The following is a 21,763-nucleotide window of genomic DNA, read 5'->3' on the forward strand; positions in this document are numbered from 1 at the left end:
GTACGACTCCTTTGCGTGGCAGGCCACTCGGGCCTGGGCAAGGTAAACGGCTATTCAGGCCGCACTTGCCAGATGGTCCGCCAGCCGGTCCATCGCACCTGCCCAGCCGTGTTCGTGGCCGTCGCGGGTTGCCTGATCGACAAACGGGGTTTGCAGGAAGGCCAGTTCAGTGCCGCCCTGCGCGGGAGCAAATTCAAGCGTGATCAGTGATGTTTCTTCGGGGGTGTCGCGCCAGGCCCAGGTAAAAACCAGCCGGCGCTGCGGCTGCACCTCGTGGTACTCGCCGCTGGCGTAATGCGACTGTCCGTCCTCGGTGACGAAGCCCACCAGGTAGGCCCCGCCCACGCGCACGTCGGTGTCGGCCACCAGCACTTCGCGCGTGCCGGCCGGGCCGAACCAGCGCATCAGCGCTTGCGGGTCCGTCCAGGCGCGCCAGACGCGGTCGACGGGGGCGGCGAAGCGCCGCGTGAGCCGGAGCTCGAGGGGGGCGTTGTCGGAGCGGGTTCGGGTTGCCATGGGTGGATCTCCTCGTCGTGGTACAGGTACCGGGCCAGCGAATCCAGTTGGCCGTTCCAGAACTTCTCGTAGCGGGCCAGCCAGTCGGACGCCGCGCGCATCGGCTCGGGCGATAGCGTGCAACTGACCACGCGTCCGTCCTTGGCGCGGGCGATCAGCCCGGCGTCTTCCAGCACCCGCAGATGCTTCATGAAGGCAGGTAGCGACATGGCATGGGGCCGGGCCAGTTCGCTGACCGATGCCGTGCCCCGTTCCAGGTCAGCCAGCACCTGCCGGCGGGTGCCATCGGCCAGGGCGGAAAAGATGCTGTCCAGCGTGTCATCGTTTAAGTTAACCATAAGGTTAAGTATCCGCCCGAAGAACTGCCGGCGTCAAGCCGGCAGCGTCGGGAATTTCCCTAGGTTAGTCGTGCCGGTGCATGGCCGACTGGTGCTTCGTGTCGCGCATCGTCGCGTACACCAGCAGCGACAGGAAGATCACGCCGGCCAGGTAGTAGTAGAACCACGCTTCGTGCCCTTGCTGCTTGAAGAACAGGGCGATGGCGGGCGCCGTGCCGCCGAAGATCGACACCGTGACCGCATAGGGCACGGCGACGCCGGTGGCGCGGATGTTGGTAGGGAACAGTTCGGCCTTCACCACGGCGTTGATCGACGTATACCCGGCTGTGAACACCCACGCGCCGCAGATCAAGAGGAAGGCGATGAAGGGCGAACGGGTGTTCGACAAGGTCATCAGGATGGGCACCGTCAGCGCGGCCCCCGCCACGCCGAAGAAGATCAGGAGCGGCTTGCGCCCGATCTTGTCCGACAGCGCGCCATACAGCGGTTGCAGGATCAGCGCGAAGATCAGCGAGGCCGCGATGATGTAGGTCGTGGTGATGTCGGTAAAGCCCGAGGTCTGCCGCACGAAGGTCTGCATGTACGTGGTGAAGGTGTAGAACGCCGCGGTGCCGCCGGCAGTCAGCCCCACCACGATCGCGACCTCGCGCGGATATTTCATCAGGCCGCGCAGCGAGCTGGTCTTCGGCTTGGTCTTCTGCGCTTCCTTGTACGAGTCGGTCTCGGGCATGTCGCGGCGCATCAGCGCGGTCACGATGGCCAGCAGGGCGCCGATCACGAAGGGGATGCGCCAGCCCCATTCCACCAGCTGCTCGTGCGTCAGGAACACGTTCTGCAACAGCAGCAGCACCAGGATCGCGCAGAGCTGGCCACCGATCAGGGTGACGTACTGGAAGCTGGAATAGAAGCCGCGGTGTTCCGGGTCTGATATCTCGGTCAGGTAGGTGGCGCTGGCGCCATACTCGCCGCCCAGGCTCAGGCCTTCGATCACGCGGGCCAGCGCCAACAGCGCGGGCGCCGCCAGGCCGATGGTCGCGTACGTGGGCGTGACGGCGATGATCAGCGAACCCACGCACATCATCACCACCGACACCATCAGCGATATCCGCCGCCCGTGCCGGTCGGCGATGTGCCCGAACAGCCAGCCGCCCAGCGGGCGCACGATGAAGCCGGCCGCGAACAACGTGGCGGCATTCAATTGCTGGACGACGGGGTCATGCGAGGGGAAGAAGGCGGGGGCGAAATACAGGGCGAAGGCGGTATAGGCGTAGAAGTCGTACCACTCGACCAGGTTGCCCATGGAGCCGACGAAGATGGCCTTGATGCGGCGTTTGGCGTCGGGCATGGCGAGATACGTTTGCGTCATGGCTGTTCTCAGGGTGAGCTTGTCGGGAGTCGCCGGACACGCGACCGCGCCTTGTCCTCGCCCGTCAAGATCGCAAGGCCAGCCGCGAAATGGAACATGCATCGCGGTATCTTGCGCCTGCCTACGCTGAAATGCACGTAATGGCGAACAGTTTTCATTCAGGTTTTTGTCAGGGTTGGCGAGGAGCCAGCGCCCTGCAAGCGGCTGCGGCGTTACTTGCCGCGCGGCTTGATGATGTCGCAGGCCGCAGCCCGGTCGCCGGCCTGGGCGCCGCTGCCCAACAAGGCCTGCGCACCGCAGACGGAGCCGAACATGCCCTTGTTGTCGTGCCCCACGCCGCCGACCTCGAAGGTGGTGCGGTGCAGCGGCACTGGCTTCGCGCCGCGAGCGGCCAGCAGGTATTCGTACTGCACGTAAGCGGTGCCGCGGGCCAGGCGTGTGGCGCCCTGCGCCTCGGCGCCGCAGGTCTTGTCCAGCAGGCGGTGCTCGGGGTTGTTGTCGGCCCCGCCCAGCAGATAGATCACGTCGCGGGCGGCATAACGGACGAACAGCCGTGTGTCGTCGGTTTCGCGCGCGTACGGCGGCAGCTTGTCCGTGCCGTACTTGTACTGGTTGTAGGTGGGGCAGATACCGCGTTCGTACGGCGCATAACCTTTGCCGTCAGCGCGCGGGCGCTCGTTGGTCAGGTACAGGTAGGACGAGGGGTTCGCGATCACGTAGCGCAGCGCCAGCCCGTCGCGGCGCAGCGGGCCGTCGGTGTTGTTCAGCACGGCGTAGCGCTGCACCAGCTGCGCGCCAGCGGAGTGCCCGGCCAGCACGATGTTGGCAAGGGTGGGCAGGCGCTTGCGGTCGTCCAGGCTGCGCAGCAGGTCGTCCAGCACCTGGAACGAGCTGACGGGGGCGGGCCGCCCGGCGGCCTGGATGCTCTCTTCGCCGTCTTCCCAGCTGGCCTTGCGCCATGCGGCCATGCCGCCGAAACCCGAATCGATGGTCCCGGGAAAGCGGGGCGCCAGCACCAGCGTGTCGCGCGCCCGGTCCGGGTTGCGGGCCAGCAGGCCGGCGGCAGTGTCGTAGTAACGGTCGGCGTCGCGCTTCACGCCGTGGATGACGATCAGGACCTGCTTGATATCGCGCAGGTCGTCGCGGGCCAGGTCGCGGTTAGCATAGACCGGCATCTTGTACCGATGCCCTGGCTTGCCCAGTTCCACCGTCTGCCAACGCAACGGCGTGGTGCGCTTGGGCGCGGGAACGGTTTCGTCGTAATCGTAGGGGTCCGGCAGCGGCGTCTGCGCGCGCAGGGCCCAGGGGACAAGCGTCGCGGCCAGGGCCAGCGCGACGCCCAGTCGGCGCCCGAATCGCCGGCGCGCGGGCGCGTGCGGCAGGGGTCGGGACGCGGAAGGGGCGGGGGCGCGGCGCATGGCGCGGCGTAGCGTCAGCAGGTCTCTAGGCCCAGCAACTGCTTGAGCGCAGGCAGATCCAGGATGCGGACTTCGCGCTGGTTGATCTTGATCAGGCCTTCGCGCGCGAAACGCGAGAACAGCCGGCTGACCGTTTCCAGCGTCAGGCCAAGATAGTTGCCGATTTCTTCGCGGCTCATGCGCAGCACGAATTCGGTCGACGAATAGCCCAGCGAGGCATAACGTTGCGACAGGTTCAGCAGAAAGGCCGCCAGGCGCTGTTCGGAACGCATGGCGCCCAGCGACGCCAGCATCTGGTGCGAACGCGTGATTTCGCGGCTCATCAGGCGCCGGAACTGCTGCTGCAGCGACGGCAGGTGCGCGGCCACGCGGTCCACGTCGCTCAAGCGGATGACGCAGACTTCGGAATCTTCCAGCGCGACGGCGGCCGACACGTGCTTGCCTTCCAGCATGCCGTCCATGCCGACGATCTCGCCGGGCAGGTGAAAGCCGGTGACCTGGATCTGGCCGGTCGCGTCTTCCAACTGGGTCTTGATGCTGCCAAAGCGCACGCTGTAGACGGCATCAAGCGGGTGATCCAGCGAATACAGCGTCTTGCCCTTTTCCAGGCGCACACGCTCTTTCACCAGCTCATCCAGTTTTTCCACTTCGGCGGCGGCCATTCCCACGGGCACGCACACGTGTCCCAACATGCAGGTGGAACAGTGGGCGCCATCAGGGGCAACGGGAACCCGTTTTTGCATACGATGACCTCTATAGTGCCCGTTGCGCGCCGGGGAGGGCGAAACGGGTGTAAAGCGTGAAGACAACAGCTATTGTAGTCTGTTGTTACTACGGCCGTCTTACGAGGTGCCGCCGGTCGTCCGGCCGTGCCGGTGCGCGATCCAGTCCTCGCCGGCGATATCGGTCGCGGCGCCCCGCAACGCCGGGTCGATGGGGTAATACTGGCAGCGGATTTCGGTGTTGCCCCGTTCCGCCGATTCCAGGCGCGCGATGATTTCGCGGCGCACAAAACAGCAGGGCTGCCCGGGCACGTATTCCTCGATTTCGTCCATCAGCGCGATCAGGGCGGGCTCCACCAGGTAGACATCGCCGCGCACGCGGCGGCCATCTGCTACGGGGATCAGACCAGGCCAGTTGCCGAAGTCGACCAGCATGCCGGGCACGGACGCCGCACCCACCAGCCGGGCGGCGGGCAGGCCCCGTTTGGCGACCGCTTGCGCAAGATCATTGATTTCGCCGGCGCGTAGGGTGCCGTAGACAAAAACGTATATGCTCATAGGTCGGATTGTTGCTGCACGTCGTAGCAAAACAAGTGGCCGGATGGTGTTGAAATTCTCTCATCTGTCCGCATATTCAGGATATCGAGCCAGCCGGCACGTATCGGTCAGGCTCCCCAACAAGCCAAACGACCATTATGCGATTCGACAAACTGACTACCAAGTTCCAGCAAGCCTTGGCCGACGCCCAAAGTCTGGCCGCCCGTAACGACCATCCCTACATCGAACCCGTCCACGTGTTGTCCGCCTTGCTGTCCGATCCGGACAGCGGCGCAGGCAGCCTGCTGGCGCGCGCCGGTGTAGCGGTCAACCGCCTGCAACCCGCGCTGGAAAGCGCGATGAAGTCGCTGCCGCAAGTGCAGGGCGACGACAACGTGCAGGTCGGCCGCGAACTCAACGCGGTGCTGACCCGCACCGACAAGGAAGCCGCCCGGCGCGGCGACACCTACATCGCCAGCGAACTGTTCCTGCTGGCGCTGGCCGACGACAAGGGCGAGGCCGGCCGCATCCTGCGTGAAGCGGGCCTGCAGAAAAAAGCCCTCGAAGCCGCGGTGGACGCCGTGCGCGGCGGTGAAAACGTATCCGGCGCGGAAGGCGAGTCCAACCGCGAAGCCCTGTCCAAATACACCATGGACCTGACCGAGCGCGCCCGCCAGGGCAAGCTTGATCCGGTGATCGGCCGCGACGACGAAATCCGCCGCACCATCCAGATCCTGCAGCGCCGCACCAAGAACAACCCGGTCCTGATCGGCGAACCCGGCGTGGGCAAGACCGCCATCGTCGAAGGTCTGGCGCAGCGCATCGTCAACGACGAAGTGCCCGAGAGCCTGCGCGGTAAGCGCGTGCTGTCGCTCGATCTGGCCGCGCTGCTGGCCGGCGCCAAGTTCCGCGGCGAATTCGAAGAACGCCTGAAGGCCGTGCTGAAAGAGCTGGGCCAGGACGATGGCAGCAACATCGTCTTCATCGACGAGCTGCACACCATGGTCGGCGCGGGCAAGGCCGAAGGCGCGATGGACGCGGGCAATATGCTCAAGCCGGCGCTTGCACGCGGCGAACTGCATTGCATCGGCGCGACCACGCTGGACGAATACCGCAAGTACATCGAAAAGGACGCGGCGCTCGAGCGGCGCTTCCAGAAGGTGCTGGTCGACGAGCCCGATGTGGAATCCACCATCGCCATCCTGCGCGGCTTGCAGGAACGCTATGAGATCCACCACGGCGTCGAGATCACCGACCCGGCCATCGTGGCCGCGGCGGAACTGTCGCACCGCTACATCACCGACCGCTTCCTGCCCGACAAGGCCATCGACCTGATCGACGAAGCCGGTGCGCGCATCCGCATGGAAATCGACTCCAAGCCGGAGGTGATGGACAAGCTGGATCGCCGCATCATCCAGTTGAAGATCGAGCGCGAAGCCGTCAAGAAGGAAACCGACGACGCGTCCAAGCGCCGCCTGGGTGTCATTGAAGACGAACTGGAAAAGCTGCAACGCGAATACAACGACTTCGAGGAAATCTGGAAGGCCGAAAAGGCGGCAGTGCAAGGCACGCAGGCCATCAAGGAAGAGATCGACAGCGTGCGCGCCGAAATGGCCGAATTGCAACGCAAGGGCCAGTTCGACAAATTGGCCGAGCTGCAATACGGCAAGCTGCCCGACCTGGAATCGCGCCTGAAGGCCGCCGAAGTGGGGGCTGCGCAGGCTGCTGAAAACGCCGAGGGCGACGAATCCCGCCCGCGTCTGTTGCGCACTCGTGTCGGCGCCGAGGAAATCGCCGAAGTTGTGTCGCGTGCCACGGGCATCCCCGTGTCCAAGATGATGCAGGGCGAACGCGAGAAGCTCTTGCACATGGAGGAATTCCTGCACAAGCGCGTGGTGGGTCAGGACGAGGCCGTGCGCCTGGTCTCCGACGCCATCCGGCGTTCACGCGCGGGCCTGGCGGACCCGGCGCGGCCTTACGGTTCGTTCCTGTTCCTGGGCCCGACCGGCGTGGGCAAGACCGAGTTGACGCGTGCCTTGGCCGAATTCATGTTCGACTCCGAAGAGCATCTGATCCGCATCGACATGAGCGAATTCATGGAGAAGCATTCGGTGGCGCGGCTGATCGGCGCGCCGCCCGGATACGTGGGCTACGAAGAGGGCGGCTACCTGACCGAGGCTGTGCGCCGCAAGCCGTACAGCGTGATCTTGCTGGACGAAGTGGAAAAGGCGCATCCGGATGTCTTCAACGTGCTGCTGCAGGTGCTGGACGACGGCCGTCTGACCGATGGCCAGGGCCGTACGGTGGACTTCCGCAACACGGTGATCGTGATGACGTCCAACCTGGGCTCGCATCACATCCAGAGCCTGGCCGGCCAGCCGTACGACGTGGTCAAGGAAGTGGTGTGGGGTGAGCTCAAGCAGACCCTGCGGCCTGAATTCCTGAACCGCATCGACGAAGTGGTCGTGTTCCACGGTCTGGAAGCGCAGCACATCGAGTCCATCGCCCGCATCCAGCTGCGCCGCCTTGGCGCACGGCTGGAGAAGCAGGAAATGCGGCTGGAAGTCACCGAATCCGCCTTGGCGGAACTGGCCCGCTCCGGCTTCGATCCGGTGTTCGGCGCACGCCCCTTGAAGCGTGCGATCCAGCAGCAGATCGAGAACCCGGTGGCCCGTCTGATCCTGGAAGGCAAGTTCGGCCCGCGCGACGTGGTGCCGGTGGACTGGCAGGACGGCGAATTCGTCTTCACCCGAACCTTGCAGTAAGCGGTGGCAGCATGAAAAAGCCCGGCAGCAATGCCGGGCTTTTTTTTCGTCAGTCATGCACTGCCTCAGGGGTTGGCGTAATCGGCCCGCTGTGCACCGATCTGCCGCCCCACGCTTTGCAGCGAGCGCAGAACAAGCGCCACCCCGCGTCGCGTGTCCTCATCACGCAACAGCGCCAGCAGGCCCAAGAGGCTGGGCGGATGTGCTTCTGCCAGCGTTTGCGCGTGAGCGGCGCGCACGCTGTTGGCGGCCGTCCATGCGGCGCCCGCCGCTTGCTCGGACAGCAGTCCAAGCTTCTCCACCATGGGCTGGTCCAGCAGATCCACCAGGTCGGAAGTGAGCGAGATCAGGTCGACGATGTTGTCCAGCCGTTGGCTGTCGACAAGCGGACGCAGCTTGCCGGCCAGCGCCTGCAGCGTTTCATCATGGCTATTCATGTTCATAGCATTCCCCTTGCAACCGCCCAGTACAGCCCCCGGTTGAATCCATGCCGAAGCAGCCCGCCCAGTTTGGTAGGAGGCGTGGGCTGCACGTCATGGGTGTAGTCGTACCACAAGGGCATGCCCGCATTCAGCCCCATCTGGGCAACGGCTTGCACCCGGCCTTCGTAGACGCTGCATGGGTGGCCCAGCCGGATTTCGCCCGCGATGTTGTTGGCGATGACGGGCGCCTGGTTGTGGCACGAACCGCCCGCTTTGCTGACTGGCAGGTCCACCGTATCGCCGATGACGTAGACATTGCGCAATCCGTAGAGCTGCATGGTTTCGTGATCGGTCGGCAGCCAGCCCTCGTTGTCCTCCGCCTGGGATACGCCTGACTCCAGCACGGCATCGACGGCGCGTATCGGCGGCGTCGCCATCAGGATGTCGAACGGTTGCTCGCCGCCTTCCGCGGAATACGCGACGCGTGCCTCCGGGTCCACGCGCGCCAGCGTGAAGCCGCGCTGGAACTTGATGCCGCGCTGCTCGAAGATGGCGGGCAGCACCTCGCAAGTGGGCTGTTGCAGGAACAGGCAGTTGCGCAAGAGTTGCGACGTGGTGGGGTAGGTGTAGACGATTTCGACTTTGTCGCGCACGCCGCGACGGCGCAAATAGTCGTCCAGCATCAGGGTGGTTTCAATGGGCGCGATGCCGCATTGGTGGGGCACGTTCGGCGTCTTCGGGAAGGTGACGCTGACGAAGATGCGACCTTTGTCGATCTTGGACAGCCGGTTGGCCAATTGGCGCGCCGGCGCGTACTGATAGAAATGATCGCCGGCTTCTTTCAGGCCTTCTATGCGCTCGGGCGCGGGGATGCAGCCCGTGGCGATGACCAGGTAGTCATAGCCGTAGCGCTTGCCCTGCTGCGTCAGCAATTCCTGGCTGTTGAATTCAAACCGCGTGACTTTATCGACGTGGAAATGGATCTCGGGGCGCAGCAGAGAACGTTCCGGGCGCTTCAACTCTTCCTGGAAGAAAAGATTGAAGGCCACATACATGAAGGCGGGCTTGTAGTAGTGGTCAGGAGAATCCGACAACAACGTGACGCTGACCTCGCCTCGCGACACCTCGGGATACAGCTTGGAGACCAGCTGGTTGGCCAGCATGGTGCCGCCAACCCCACCGCCTACGACAACAATTCGCTTGCTCATAAAAATCCTCCTGTGAGAATAGTCAGGAACCAAGTGCAGTTGCGCGTCTATATGTACCAACGGCGGGTAATAAGGTCAATTAAATAACTATTTCTTATATTTGAGGGTGTCCCCGTCCACGCCGGCCGCACACCGGTTCGAATTGAAGGGACGGCCGGGCGGGCACCCGGACGGCCGGAGCGGTCCGGGCGCAGGGGCCCCGTGCCGAAGGGGATTCAGAACGGTTCCTTGAATGGGCGCAGGTCCATTTCCTGGGTCCAGGCGGACGGGTGCTGCAGATGGAGCTGCCAATACGTTTCGGCAATGGCGTCTATGTCCAGCAATCCATCCGTTCCGCGCTGCGCGACGGCGTCGGGGCGCGAGCTTTTCAAGCGCGTCCCGTTGATGCCGCCATCGATGACGACGTGAGCCACGTGCAGCCCCTGCGGGCCGAACTCGCGCGCCATGCTCTGGCTCAACATGCGCAATCCCGCCTTGGCGCTGGCGAAATGCGCATAGCCGGGACGCCCACGCAGGCTGCCCGAGGCGCCGGTGAAGAGGATCGTGCCTTGACGCTGGGGCAATAGCAGCTTCGCCGCCTCACGCCCTACCAGGAACCCCGCAAAGCAACCGACACGCCAGAACTCCTCGAACTGCGCGGCGGAGATCTCCCCGAAGGGAATATGTTGGTTGTTGCCAGCGTTGAAGATAACGACGCTGGCCGTGGATCGTCCTGCGCCAGGCGAGGCCCCCATGCGGAATAGCCGTTGGACATCTTCTTCCTTGCTGGCGTCGAGTTGCACTGGCGTGCCGTTACCGGGGCCCAGGCTATGCACCACCTGTTCCAGCTTTGCGACCGTACGGCCGCCCACCAGGACGTGAAAACCGCCTTTGGCGAATCGGCGGGCCACTGCGGCGCCCAAGCCTTCTTCGGAACCTACGCCTACGACAATTGCAGTCGGCTGCATTGCGCACTCCTTGTTTGGAAAAGCGAGGACGCGGACTTCCGCGTCCCGGGATGAATCGGATTCAGGCAGTGGCTTCCTGCCGGTTCATATGGCCGACCAGGTAGACCATGGCCACCGCCAGGGCCAGGATCAGGGCGCCCAACCACATCGAGCTGTGCAAGCCAAGATGATTGACGGCGATGCCGCCGGCCAGGGACCCCAGCCCGATGGATAACTGGAACACACTCGTGTTCATTGCCTGCGCCGCTTCCGGCGCATGCTGTGTCGCGTTATATAACCATAGCTGCGTACCGACAGGCGCCATGCCCCACGAAACTGCCCAGACCAGCAAGGCGGCGCCCGCATAAAGCGGGGTTCCCGGGAATGCCGCGATCGCTGAAATCGCCAGCACGTATATCCACACCGTGGCAAGCACCGTCTTGTGCAGATGACGGCCGGCGAATGCGCCGCCCACGAAATTTCCGGCGACCGTCGCAATGCCATACGCCAACAGCAGGATGCTGACCACGGCGGTATCCAGATGCGCGATCTGCTCCAGGTACGGCGTCACGAAGGTGTAGCCCGCGTATTGGCCGGCGACGATGAATACGACGGTCAGAAAGATTGCGCGCACCTTGCGGTGCTTGAGCAGGCCGAAAAAGTCCCGCACGTTCACGCCTTCCTTCATTTTCAGCGGGGGCAAACAGGCCAGCTGTAATACGAAGCACAGCACGGCAAGCCCGCTTGCCCAGGCGAAGCCCTCGCGCCAGTCCGCGTGGGCGCCGATATAGGAACCGGCGGGCACGGCAATGACAGATCCGATCGAGATGCCTGCGAAGACGAGTGACGATGCGGCGTGCACCTTTTCTGGCGGCACCAGCTTGGCGGCTGCAGTAATCGAAATGGCCCAGAACCCGCCGATCGCAATGCCGAGTATCACCCGCGCAAAGAGAAGCACGGTGAAACTTCCGGCTTGCCACGAGAGCAGGCTAGAGACAATGAGCAGTGCGGTCAGGCCGAGCATCACGGTTTTCCGGTCGGCGCGGCCAATCGCGATCGCCGTTACCGGTGCGGCCAGGAATCCAAGCAGGGCGGTGGCGGTGACCGCCAGGCCAGCCGTGCCCTCGGCCACGCCCAGGTCGCGGCTGATACCGGGCAGCAGGCCCACGGGCAGGAACTCGGTGACGACGAGCGATAGCGCGCCCAGTGCGATAGCCAGGACGCCTGGCCAGGAATAGGCCGGCATGTTCCCTGGGCCTGGTTGTTGAAGCGACATTACGGATTCCTTGGTTGTCTCTGTATCGGTATCTGTGTCTGAGCGACGCGAAGCCGGGGTTTCGCCGACTTCCGTGCGCGCGGCCGATCTGCTGCCCAGGGGCGGAATCAGCCGCGCGCGACCGTCAGGCCTTGCGGTAGCGAGGCGCCGGCGTGCCGGTCTGGGTGGCGGCGAACAGGCTGGCACGCGCCGTGTCGAAACGCTCCCATAGGCTTGCGTCGGCAACCGAAGGCCAGGTGACCGCCTCGCCCTGATCGAACCCGGCGAGCGCGGCATCCACCAGATCTTCCGTGCTCATCACCGATTCTGGACGCAGTGCTGACAGGGGCACGCCTGAGACGTCCTCGGTCCAGATCTCGGTCGCGGTTGACGCTGGCAGGACCACCTGGACTTTCACGTTGGTATCGGCCAGTTCTTGCTGCAGGCCTCGGCTGAAGGCAAGCACATAGGCCTTCGTGCCGCTGTAGACCGAGCTGATGGCGAGCGAATGCACCGCCAGGACGGAAGCGATGTTGATGACGGCGCCGTCGTTGCGGGCGAGGAAGCCCGGAAGCACCGCGTGGGTCAATCGCGTCAGCGCCGTGATGTTGAGCGCGATCTGGGACAAGGAATCTTCCAGGGAAGACTGCCCCAAGGCACGCAGTCGGGCCGAGCCGGCATTGTTCACCAGGATCCCGACGTCCGGATTGCCTGCAAGCGCGGCTTCCACCTGCGCAATGCCGGTGTCGGTGCCCAGGTCAGCGGCAAGAGTCTGGATGCCGACGCCGTGGGCCGATGACAGCTTTTGCGCCAATGACGTCAGGCGGTCGGCACGCCGCGCGACCAGAATCAGGTCATACCCGCGGGCCGCCAGCCGGTCGGCATAGACGGCGCCGATCCCGGAGGACGCACCCGTGACGACGGCGGTTTTTTTGGAAAGTGACATACCTATCTCCATGATTAACTTGAGTGCTCAACTAATTAATTGAGTGCTCAAGTATATGGCGGTATAGTTGGTGCTTGTCAATAGCGCAACACGCGAAGATCTTCACCTCATGGGAAAAAAAAATCCTGGCGCAGCATCGGTGGCTGACGGCGCTTGCAAGGTTTCCAGCGATGGAAAAAACGTATTCGAGGTGTTGGCCTGCACCAACACCGCGCTCAGGCGCGCCGCGCGCCGTCTGGGCAATCTGTACGACGATGCGCTTGCTCCCCTAGGATTGAAGGCTACCCAGGTGAGTCTGTTGGCGGAGATCCAGCGGATGGCCGCGGCAAGCGACGGGCAGGCCCCCACGTTGCAGGATCTTGCGGTCAAGCTTGCCATCCAGATCTCTGCGGTGACGCACGCGCTCAGGCCGCTGGTTCGCGACGGCTATATCACCCTTCAGACGGACGAACTGGACAGACGGATCAAGCGTGCCGCGCTGACGCCCGCCGGCATGGAGCGCCTGGACGAGGCCCTTGTGCACTGGGGCACGGCCAACCAGCGCGTCGAGGAGGTGCTGGGAAGCGATTCTGCCGCCACGCTGCGCGCGCTGGCCGATCACGTGGCGTCCGATGACTTCCTGGATGCGTACAACAGACGCTGACTCGCGTCCCAAGGCGCGGGACAAATCCTTCAAGATAATGGTGTCAGACTACAATTCCGTTCCGGTTTTTTTGTAGCCGGAACCTCCCTTTTCGCACGACCCATTAACGATGGAATGTCATTTCGTATGAAATTCAAGGCTTTGACCCTGGGTATCCTGATGGTCGGCGCAGGCGCTTCGCAGGCCGCGACGGTGAAGGAAGTCTTCAACGCCAACATGCTGGGCACCAATCAGCGCTATTTCGAATCGGTTGCCGGCATTCCGCGTGAGTCCAACGGAAACGACCACCTGTTCCTCGTCCAGAGCTGCCCGATCACCGCCACGATCGGCGGGGGCAAGGTGTCGGCGTTGCGCATGGAATTGGCCAATGGCTGCGAAGCCGACCTGCAAAGCTTCATCGGCGAATATGCGCCCAAGGCCGGCCAGCCCATCACGCCCGGCGCGTTCGGCCGGGGCCAGCGCTACACGGCAAGTTGCCTGACGGAATGCGGCAATGCCGTGGATCCGTCGGCCTATGCGCTGTGGGTCGCACCGCGTGCGGCGGGCGGGCTGGAGGTACTGATGGAAATGGTGTTGGCCGGCGGCAAGGCGGCGGATGCCGCCGACCAGTGGGAAGCGCACATGAAAAAGGCCGCGGGCAATGACTACGTGATCAACACGAAGTTCAACTGCGAGACCCGGTTCGACGATGTTGCCGAGGCCGCCTTCAAGGACGTGCCGGTCAACGCCATCACCATTGGCTACGGCTTGCCGACAGAGCGCTGCCGCTGAACGGGGGCGCCCGGTCAGTAATCCCAGATGACCGGGACCCAGCGAAAGGCGTCGCCGTTGACGGCGACCCGGCCGACCGACGGGAACGGCAAATGGGCCGCCACCAGCAGCCCGCCGTTCTCGGCCAACTCTTGAAAGAGGCCGATGCGGACTCGCGCCGATTCTTCGGGATCATGCTCGAAGCCGTTGTGCCAGTCGGGATGGTCAAATCCTACCGGGAACATGGCGTCACCGGCAAAGGTCAGGCGCTCGCCGCCGGACACCAGGTCGACCACGCTGTGCCCCGGGGTATGGCCGCCGGTTAGGCGCACGATCACGCCCGGCGCGACTTCATGCGTGTCTTCGAAGATGACAAGCCGGTCGCGATATTCGTTGTAGAACGCCGTGGCGGTTGAACGGAGCACGTCGGGCACCGGCTTGGGCATGACGGTGTGCGAGAAATCGGGCGACGTCCAGAATGCGACTTCGGTTGCCGACACATGGATGCGCACGTCCGGACGCAAGCGTTCCTTCACGCCGGCGACGAGCAAACCGCCTACGTGATCCATGTGCATGTGGGTGATGATCACGTCCGTGACGGACTCCAGGGCGATGCCGGCGGATTCCAGGCGCTGCGGGAATTGGCCGGCACGCGGAAAGCCCGGGAACTGCCCGCCCAGCCCCGCATCGATAAGGATCGTCTGGCCCGCGCTGCGGGCCACCATCACGTTAAGCGGCCAGTCGAAGGCATCCGGCGGCATGAACATGTGGCTCAGCCAATCCGCCAGGTCAGCGGGGTCGGCATTGGTGGCCATCGTCGAGGTGGGCAACGGCAGCACGCCGTCGCTGACCACCAGCGCGTCGATCTCGCCCACCTGCACCGCGTACCGGGACGGAACGAGGTCGATGGGTTTGACGTTGCTGTCATGCAAGGTGTTGTCTGTGGAAAGCATAGCGAAATCTCCTGAATGAGGGCCGGACTAACCGGCGTGGATGTGCCAGGCGACTGGCGGCAAATTGCCGTGCGACGCCAGGGGCATCAGGCGCGAAGAAAGGCGAGCAGGTCGGCGTTGACGCGGTCTTGCATCGTGGCGGTGAGGCCGTGCGGTGCGCCGGGGTAATAGATCTCCTTGGCGTGCTTGACCAGCCGCGCCGCCTTCTTCGCCGAATCGTGTACCGGCACGATCTGATCGTCTTCGCCGTGCATGAACAGCGTCGGCACGTCGATCTTTTTCAGGTCTTCCGTGAAGTCGGTTTCCGAGAAGGCCTTGACGCATTCGTAGGCGTTCTTCTGGCCGCTTTGCATGCTCCACAACCAGAACTGGTCCAGCAGCCCTTGCGAGACCGTGGCGCCGTCTCGGTTAGCGCCGTAGAACGGGATGGCCAGTGCCTTGTAGAACTGCGAGCGGTCGCCCGCCACGCCGTCGCGGATGCCGTCGAAGACCTCAAGCGGCAGCCCTTCGGGGTTGGCGGCAGACTTGAGCATCACGGGTGGCACGGCGCCGATGAGCACGGCCCGGGCCACGCGGCGGGTACCGTGGCGGCCGATGTAGCGCACCACTTCGCCGCCGCCGGTAGAGTGGCCGACCATCGTGATGTCTTTCAGATCAAGCGTTTCGATCAACTGCGCCAGGTCATCGGCATAGCCATTCATGTCGTTGCCGGACGAGGGCTGCGCCGAGCGGCCGTGGCCGCGGCGATCGTGCGCGATGACCCGAAAGCCATTGCGCGCCAGGAAGTGCATTTGCCCGTCCCAGGCATCCGCGTTGAGCGGCCAGCCGTGCGAGAAGGTGACGACCGGGCCGTCGCCCCAGTCCTTGAAGTAGATCTGCGTGCCGTCCTGAGTGGTGAAGGTATTGCGGGTCATGGGCGTGCTCCGGTTGGGGTGGGGAGGTATTGCGGGGCTGCTGCGCTTGCTGCGTGGAAAGTGAAGGCATCGTAGGTCTGCGTCCCTGGTGCGCGGTAGGTCCTCGCCGGGAAGCACGCTGTTGTGCGGCGCGCACCAATTCGCCGCGCGGCGCAGCGGTGCGCCGCGTGCGAGCTTGCGAGAATGGGCACAGGCACAGGCACGGGCATTGGGAATGCAGCAGCGGATTGGTGTCGTCCAGGCAACACCATGCGTCGTGTCGCGGCCCTACCGCCCCGCAAGCGATCCCTCTAGCATTTATCCCGAGGGTCGCAAGACGCGCGACGTTCGAAGGCGCGGCTCACCGCGCGTTGATTGGGCGCCAGATGGCGCAAGGCCGACACCATGCATCTGGGAAAATCCTATCGCTTGAGCGAATTCGTGATCTGGACGCGCAGGAGCCTCTATGGCCTGTTGGCGCTAGGCCTCGCGCCCGTGCTGCTGTACCAGGTCGCCGGCCTGAAATGGCTGACGCTGCCGCTGTCGGTGGTGTCGCTGCTGGGTACGGCCACCACCTTCGTGGTCGGCTTCAAGAATGTGCAGACCTACGCGCGCACGGTCGAAGCGCAGAAGATCTGGATGAGCATCGTCAGCGCCAGCCGCTACTGGGGGGTGATCAGCCATACCTACGTGAGCGATCCGGGCCAGATCGCGGGCCTGGTGAACCGGCATCTGGCCTGGTTGACGGCGCTGCGCTATCAATTGCGCGAGGCCCGCGTCTGGGAAAGCGCGGGTAGCCGGCCCAACGCGGAATACCAGAGACGGTACGTGATCCCGGAACGTGTCGAATCGCTGGAGTCCGCACTGTCGCGGTATCTGCCGACACCGGAGATCGCGGCGTTGATGCCGGCCGACGGCAAGGCGGCGCAGCTGCTTGCCATGCAGGGCCGCGCGGTCAGGGGCCTGCTGGACGAGGGCGCCATCACCGCATCGGAGTATGCCGAACTCAACAGCCGCATCAGGGAACTGCTGGATCTGCAGGGGCAGGCCGAGCGCATCAAGAATTTTCCATACCCGCGCCAGTACGCCATCATCAATACCTTGTTCGTGCGTTCGTTCTGCGTGGCGCTGCCGTTCGGCCTGGCGGCCCAGTTCGATCAGATCGGACAGAGCGTCGGCGGATTCATGCATGGCCAGATGGTATGGCTGGCGGTGCCTTTCAGCGTGATCATCTCGTGGATCTACACCTCGCTTGAGCAGGTGGGCGAAAGCACGGAAAACCCCTTCGAAGGCAGTGCCAACGATGTGCCCATCAGCCGGCTGAGCACGATGGTCGAGCGGGACTTGAAGCAGATGCACGGCAGCGCCGACCTGCCGGGGCTATCCGCCAACGTGATCGTGCTGTAGTCCACGGGGTCCCGTGCGGCAGGATCCGATTGCGCGGCGCCGGCGCATCGTGCTTGTCGCCGCAGGGCGGCTGCGGCAAAATACTTTTCCTCCCGCGTCGCCTTGCTTGGCGTTGACCCCCTCCCTATGACTGACTCCGTGCTCCTCTTCGAGCGTCACCGTCCTCGCCTGTACGCGATCGCCTACCGCATGCTGGGTGCGGTGGCCGAGGCGGAAGACGTCGTGCAGGAAGCATGGCTGCGCTGGGACGGCACAGACCGCGCCGCGGTGCAGAACGCCGAAGCCTGGCTGGTCACCGCCACCACCCGCTTGTCCATCGACCGCCTGCGCGCGGCCAAGGCCGAACGCGAGAATTACGTGGGGGTCTGGCTGCCCGAGCCGATGCTGATGGCCGCGCCAGCCACGCCGGAACAGATCCATGAGCAAGCCGACGACGTGTCGGTGGCTTTTCTGTACATGCTGGAGCGCTTGTCGCCGGACGCCCGCGCGGCTTTCCTGATGCGGGAGGTCTTTGACGCCGACTATGAAGACATCGCGCAGACGCTGGATAAGACGCAGGCCGCGGTCCGTCAGCTTGTGCGCCGCGCCAAGCAGCAGTTGAGCCAGGGCACTCCCCGCCAGACCGTGCCGCGTGCGACGTTGCAACGCCTGTTGCTTGCTTTTGCCGACGCGATGCAGCGCAGCGATTTCCACGGCCTGCATGCGCTGCTGAGCGACGACGCCGAGCTTATCGGCGACGGCGGCGGCAAGGTGTCGAGCTTTGCCAGTCTGGTGGGCGGCAAACGCCTGGCGCAGCTGTTCTACGCCGGCAAGCGCCGCTACCGCGAAGGCCTACGCACTGAAGTCGTTCAGGTGAACGGCCAATGGACCCTGTTGCGTTTCATTGATGGCCACCTTGAATCGGTGCAGGCCTACGAAACGGATGGTGAGCGTCTGACGCGGGTCCTGGTGCAGCGCAATCCGGACAAGCTTGCGCGTATTTCGGCCGCGCTGGCGCAAGACTGATACCGGCGTCCTGCGCGGGCGTTGGTGCCTGCGGGGCAACATGGTGATCCCCTGCGCGGACCTACCGCAGCAACGCTGGTGCTCCTACGATGGGCTTTCCTTCACGCTGCCAAGGATTGGCCATGTCAAAGATCACGAAGTTCGCGTTGCCGCTTATCGCCGCGGGCGCGCTGTTTAGCCCGTTTGCCCACGCCGCCTCCGGTGCGGCGCCGGCCGACGCCATCGTCACGGAGCTGATGAGCAAGGACCTGCCGGACATCCCTGGCAAGGACGCGCTGATGATCGTCGTCGACTACCCGCCCGGCGCGGCCGATCCTGTCCACCGCCACGACGCCTATAGCTTCGTCTATGTGCTTGAAGGCAGCATCGTCATGCAGGTCAAGGGCGGCAAGGAAGTGACGCTGACCCCCGGCCAGACCTTCTACGAAGGCCCCCACGACGTCCACACCGTGGGTCGCAACGCCAGTCAGACGCAGCCCGCCAAGTTCCTGGTCGTTCTGATCAAGAAGGAGGGGGCTCCTGTGTTGACCCCCGTGAAATAAGGGACGAACCATTGCGGGGAATGCGGGGTTACCTCCCGGGCGATCCCTTATTTTGTCGGGCGATGTCACAAAATGACCCGCTGCGCCGTCTTAACGGTAGGATCAACCTACTTGCGACGCCGCCATCATGCCGACACCTCCCTCCGCTTCCCCGGCTGCTCCCCCGGCCACTGGCCCGGACTCCCTGGCCGACAGTTTCGCCACCAGCTATGCCGGCGTCATGGCGTTCATCGCCGTCGCGGTGGAAGGCAACTTCGCCAAGGCCGGCGACCGGCTGGGCATCGGCCGGTCGGCCGTCAGCCGCAGTGTGCAAAAGCTGGAAGACCAACTGGGCATCCGGCTGTTCGTACGTACTACGCGCAGCACCTCGTTGACCGCCGAGGGCCAACGCTTCTATGAAGAGTGCCATCCGGGCGTGGATCGGATCATCCGGGCCCTGGACGACATGCGGGACCTGCGCGAGGGGCCGCCATCGGGGCAACTGCGCGTGTGTTCCACGGTGGGTTTCGGACGCAAAGTCGTCGCGCCGCTGCTGCACGGGTTCCGCCAGGCCAATCCGAACATTTCGGTCGAGTTGTTGCTTGACGACGGGCCCACCGACTTCACCACGGATCGCGTCGACGTGTCGTTTCGCAACGGCCGCATGGAAGACAGCCGCGTGATCGCCAAGAAGGTGATTCCCATGCAGATGATGCTGTGCGCGTCGCCCGCCTATGCGGCCAGGCATGGCCTGCCGGGCAGCGTCGAAGAAATCCCTGACCATCAATGCGTGAACTTCCTGTTCGCGTCGGGGCGGGTCTACGAATGGGAGTTCAAGGTAGGCGGCCAGTTGCGCAAGGTGGCGCCGCCCGCCATGCTGACTTTCAACGATGCCGATCTGGTACTGCAATCGGTGCTGGACGGCCACGGCATCGCGCAAATGGCGGGCTACCAGGTCTGTGACCACTTGAGGGCGGGCACTTTGGTTGCCTGCTTGCCGCAATACGCGCCGGACGACCGCGGGCATTACCTGTGCTTCCTTAGCCGGGAACACCTGCCAGCGCGCGTGCGCGTTTTCATCGACTACATGACCGAAGGTATCCGTGCGCGGGACCTGCAGATATTGGAAAGCCTGTTGCCGAACGAGGCGTAAGACGCTATTGCGTCAAGGCGACGACGCTGTTGATTCCGTCCTGGGCCATCTTGGAATACGGGCACAGCCGTTCCGTGTTGCGCACCAGTTCCTCGGCGACGGCGCGGGCCACGCCAGGCAGATGGATGTTGATGTTTGCGGTCAGCGTATACAGCCCATCGACGGGATCGCGGCCGAACGAAACGGTGGCCGTCACGGAAGCATCCGGAATGGCCAGGCCCGCCCGCTCGGCCAGCATGCTCAGCGCGCCGTGAAAGCACGCCGCGTAGCCGGCGGCGAACAACTGCTCGGGATTGGTGCCCCCGCCCGTGCCGCCCATTTCGGGCGGCAAGCGCAGTTCCACCAGCAGCTCGCCGTCATCCGAAATGGCGATGCCGGAGGCGCGGCCGTGTGCGGCCTCTCCGCCGCGCACCGTCACACTGGTGGTGTACAGGGGATGGAAATCCGCGCCCCGGTACTTGTCCAGGAGACTTTGGGGAGGAGGCCGCAGTTTGCGCATAAGGTCCTCGTGGTTGCCGCTACTTTCGTACGCCCGAACGGCTGAACCAGGTGTCGAAGTCGATCTTGCCCAGCCACGGACCCGCTCCCGGAACCAGTGTTTCGTCGTTGAGCAGCGCACCGAAATAGCGTGCGCCTATGTCGGCCCGCACGGTGCGTTTATCGCCGATTCGATCCATGTAGCGCTGTGCCAGTTCAGCCAGGCGAACCCGGTCGGGACCGGCGATTTCGACGATGCCGTTCACCGGCGCCGCCAGGGTGGCATCGGCCATGGCCTGGGCTACATCGTCCGACGCGATCGGCTGGACGAAGGCGGGGGACAGCAGCACCTCGTCGCCCTGGGTGCCCGATTGCACGATGCCGCCCAGAAACTCGAAGAACTGCGTGCTGTGGACGATGGTGTAGGGGATGCCGCCTTTGACAATCAGCGCTTCCTGGGCGATCTTGCCGCGGAAGTATCCGCTTTCAGCCAGGCGGTGCGTACCGACGACCGACAGCGCGACGTGGTGGCGCACGCCAGCCCTGGCTTCGGCGGCCAGCAGGTTGCGGCCTGAAACCTGGAAGAACTCCAGCACGGCCCTGTCTTCGAACGAGGGCGAGTTGGCGACGTCCACCACGGTGTGCACGCCAGCGAGCGCTTCATCCAGGCCTTCGCCAGTGATCGTATTGACGCCGGTGGCCGGCGACGCGGCGATGGCTTCGTGGCCGCGCTCAGTGAGCAGCTTGACGAGTTTGGAGCCGATCAGGCCCGTCCCGCCGATTACCAGGATTTTCATGATGCGTCCTTAGTTGAATTGGGCTTTGTCCAGGCCATACGCCTTGTCGGCCGAGCCAGGCACGGTCTGGAATCCCACGTTCAGGCGATTCCACCCATTGATCGCCATGACGGCGAAGCTCAGGTCCGAGATTTCCTTTTCGGACAATTGGGTCCGGACGCGCTCATAGATTTCATCGGGCACGCCATGCGCGCCCAGGGTGGTCAGCGCCTCGGTCCAGGCCAGGCAGGCGCGCTCGCGCGGCGAGAACTCGGTGGATTCGCGCCAGATTGCAACATGGTGCAGGCGCAGCTCGCGTTCACCGTGGATTTTGGCCTGCTTCACATGCATGTCCAGGCAGAAGCCGCAGCCGTTGATCTGCGAGGCGCGGATCTCGATCAGATCCAGGATGGACTGCTCGATCGTCCCGGACTTCAAGAGCATGCCGAATTCGACGAATTTCTTGAACAGTTCGGGCGATAGCGCGAAAGCGTTTAGACGTTGACTCATGGTGACTCCCTGGGTGGATTTGCGTGTCCCGGCCCTGTTGGGCGGGTGTGGCGTGTGTTTGAACAACGCCCAAATCGTAGGTCCGCAAGGAAATCGGCAGTAGGCCCGGCCAAGGGACCATGATGTTGCCTCAATAGCAACAATCATCCGGGGACGCACCGCCGCGTAGCCCGGGGAGGCTGCCGCCCCCCCCCGCCCCGTTTAGCGCGTGGGGGGGCGGGCACATTTTTAATGCGCCACCCTCACCAACACCCGG

General features: G+C 64.2%; 23 protein-coding genes. 7 read left to right on the forward strand and 16 right to left on the reverse strand.

All coding sequences use genetic code 11. The features are described 5' to 3' along the window. Positions 1-54 precede the first annotated feature (54 nt). From AC27VE_RS25280 to AC27VE_RS25305, 6 genes are all read right to left on the reverse strand, one after another. Positions 55-516 (reverse strand): SRPBCC family protein, encoded by a 462-nt coding sequence (locus AC27VE_RS25280; protein ID WP_488705320.1) that lies wholly within the window; start codon positions 514-516, stop codon positions 55-57. Then, entirely contained in the window at positions 405-854 is a 450-nt protein-coding gene (locus AC27VE_RS25285; RefSeq protein ID WP_488705321.1) for an ArsR/SmtB family transcription factor, read from the reverse strand. The genes AC27VE_RS25280 and AC27VE_RS25285 overlap by 112 nt, the downstream gene beginning before the upstream one ends. Before the next feature lie 64 nt (positions 855-918). Beyond that, the gene (locus AC27VE_RS25290; RefSeq protein ID WP_006225380.1) at positions 919-2,220 is read right to left on the reverse strand and encodes an MFS transporter; all 1,302 of its coding nucleotides are present in this window, start codon (positions 2,218-2,220) and stop codon (positions 919-921) included. Between the two features lie 212 nt (positions 2,221-2,432). Beyond that, positions 2,433-3,638, reverse strand: coding sequence for a hypothetical protein (locus AC27VE_RS25295; protein WP_488705322.1), 1,206 nt, complete (start codon positions 3,636-3,638; stop codon positions 2,433-2,435). Positions 3,639-3,652: 14 nt separating this feature from the next. Beyond that, positions 3,653-4,381 carry a helix-turn-helix domain-containing protein gene (locus AC27VE_RS25300; RefSeq protein ID WP_006225382.1) on the reverse strand — a complete coding sequence of 243 codons (729 nt, stop codon included), beginning with the start codon at positions 4,379-4,381 and terminating at the stop codon, positions 3,653-3,655. A gap of 99 nt (positions 4,382-4,480) precedes the next feature. After that, entirely contained in the window at positions 4,481-4,918 is a 438-nt protein-coding gene (locus AC27VE_RS25305; RefSeq protein ID WP_488705323.1) for a gamma-glutamylcyclotransferase family protein, read from the reverse strand. A gap of 137 nt (positions 4,919-5,055) precedes the next feature. Here AC27VE_RS25305 and clpB point away from each other — a divergent pair, with 137 nt between their 5' ends. Next, complete coding sequence (gene clpB / locus AC27VE_RS25310) at positions 5,056-7,662, forward strand: ATP-dependent chaperone ClpB (RefSeq protein WP_427958562.1); 2,607 nt, start codon at positions 5,056-5,058, stop codon at positions 7,660-7,662. Positions 7,663-7,727: 65 nt separating this feature from the next. Here clpB and AC27VE_RS25315 read toward each other — a convergent pair whose 3' ends face one another. The 5 genes from AC27VE_RS25315 to AC27VE_RS25335 form a co-directional block, all read right to left on the reverse strand. Further along, complete coding sequence (locus AC27VE_RS25315; protein WP_488705324.1) at positions 7,728-8,099, reverse strand: DUF1641 domain-containing protein; 372 nt, start codon at positions 8,097-8,099, stop codon at positions 7,728-7,730. 2 nt (positions 8,100-8,101) lie between these two features. Next, on the reverse strand, positions 8,102-9,292 hold the full coding sequence (locus tag AC27VE_RS25320; RefSeq protein ID WP_488705325.1) for an NAD(P)/FAD-dependent oxidoreductase: 1,191 nt from the start codon (positions 9,290-9,292) through the stop codon (positions 8,102-8,104). Positions 9,293-9,507: 215 nt separating this feature from the next. Further along, positions 9,508-10,239 carry an SDR family NAD(P)-dependent oxidoreductase gene (locus AC27VE_RS25325; protein WP_488705326.1) on the reverse strand — a complete coding sequence of 244 codons (732 nt, stop codon included), beginning with the start codon at positions 10,237-10,239 and terminating at the stop codon, positions 9,508-9,510. A gap of 61 nt (positions 10,240-10,300) precedes the next feature. Then, a complete protein-coding gene (locus AC27VE_RS25330; RefSeq protein WP_488705327.1) occupies positions 10,301-11,464 on the reverse strand; it encodes an MFS transporter in 1,164 nt (387 codons plus the stop codon). Between the two features lie 154 nt (positions 11,465-11,618). Beyond that, complete coding sequence (locus AC27VE_RS25335; protein ID WP_488705328.1) at positions 11,619-12,419, reverse strand: SDR family NAD(P)-dependent oxidoreductase; 801 nt, start codon at positions 12,417-12,419, stop codon at positions 11,619-11,621. A 70-nt stretch (positions 12,420-12,489) separates the two neighbouring features. On the opposite strand from AC27VE_RS25335, the gene AC27VE_RS25340 reads away from it, so the two are divergent. Continuing rightward, positions 12,490-13,062: a MarR family winged helix-turn-helix transcriptional regulator gene (locus AC27VE_RS25340; protein WP_488705337.1), complete on the forward strand. Its 573-nt coding sequence runs from the start codon at positions 12,490-12,492 to the stop codon at positions 13,060-13,062. Positions 13,063-13,188: 126 nt separating this feature from the next. Continuing rightward, positions 13,189-13,833 carry a hypothetical protein gene (locus AC27VE_RS25345; protein WP_454677349.1) on the forward strand — a complete coding sequence of 215 codons (645 nt, stop codon included), beginning with the start codon at positions 13,189-13,191 and terminating at the stop codon, positions 13,831-13,833. Positions 13,834-13,847: 14 nt separating this feature from the next. Here the strand turns inward: AC27VE_RS25345 and AC27VE_RS25350 are convergent, their stop codons facing one another. Next, on the reverse strand, positions 13,848-14,765 hold the full coding sequence (locus AC27VE_RS25350; RefSeq protein ID WP_488705329.1) for an MBL fold metallo-hydrolase: 918 nt from the start codon (positions 14,763-14,765) through the stop codon (positions 13,848-13,850). Between the two features lie 86 nt (positions 14,766-14,851). Beyond that, the gene (locus tag AC27VE_RS25355; RefSeq protein WP_006225389.1) at positions 14,852-15,679 is read right to left on the reverse strand and encodes an alpha/beta fold hydrolase; all 828 of its coding nucleotides are present in this window, start codon (positions 15,677-15,679) and stop codon (positions 14,852-14,854) included. Positions 15,680-16,063: 384 nt separating this feature from the next. Between AC27VE_RS25355 and AC27VE_RS25360 the strand changes: the two genes are divergently transcribed. The 4 genes from AC27VE_RS25360 (at position 16,064) to AC27VE_RS25375 (ending at position 19,744) form a co-directional block, all read left to right on the forward strand. Beyond that, on the forward strand, positions 16,064-17,065 hold the full coding sequence (locus tag AC27VE_RS25360) for a bestrophin family protein (RefSeq protein ID WP_488705330.1): 1,002 nt from the start codon (positions 16,064-16,066) through the stop codon (positions 17,063-17,065). 126 nt (positions 17,066-17,191) lie between these two features. Then, positions 17,192-18,070, forward strand: coding sequence for an RNA polymerase sigma-70 factor (locus tag AC27VE_RS25365; protein WP_006225391.1), 879 nt, complete (start codon positions 17,192-17,194; stop codon positions 18,068-18,070). Between the two features lie 122 nt (positions 18,071-18,192). After that, a complete protein-coding gene (locus AC27VE_RS25370) occupies positions 18,193-18,612 on the forward strand; it encodes a cupin domain-containing protein (protein ID WP_488705331.1) in 420 nt (139 codons plus the stop codon). Between the two features lie 127 nt (positions 18,613-18,739). Further along, on the forward strand, positions 18,740-19,744 hold the full coding sequence (locus AC27VE_RS25375) for a LysR family transcriptional regulator (RefSeq protein WP_488705332.1): 1,005 nt from the start codon (positions 18,740-18,742) through the stop codon (positions 19,742-19,744). Positions 19,745-19,748: 4 nt separating this feature from the next. On the opposite strand, the gene AC27VE_RS25380 is transcribed toward AC27VE_RS25375, so the two are convergent. The 3 genes from AC27VE_RS25380 to AC27VE_RS25390 are packed head-to-tail and all read right to left on the reverse strand — an operon-like array spanning position 19,749 to position 21,507. Then, complete coding sequence (locus AC27VE_RS25380) at positions 19,749-20,243, reverse strand: Ohr family peroxiredoxin (RefSeq protein ID WP_006225395.1); 495 nt, start codon at positions 20,241-20,243, stop codon at positions 19,749-19,751. Positions 20,244-20,262: 19 nt separating this feature from the next. After that, the gene (locus AC27VE_RS25385) at positions 20,263-21,018 is read right to left on the reverse strand and encodes an SDR family oxidoreductase (RefSeq protein ID WP_488705333.1); all 756 of its coding nucleotides are present in this window, start codon (positions 21,016-21,018) and stop codon (positions 20,263-20,265) included. Between the two features lie 9 nt (positions 21,019-21,027). After that, complete coding sequence (locus AC27VE_RS25390) at positions 21,028-21,507, reverse strand: carboxymuconolactone decarboxylase family protein (RefSeq protein ID WP_488705334.1); 480 nt, start codon at positions 21,505-21,507, stop codon at positions 21,028-21,030. Positions 21,508-21,763: the final 256 nt, after the last annotated feature.

Source organism: Achromobacter sp. 18P8.1.1 (genome assembly GCF_057799415.1).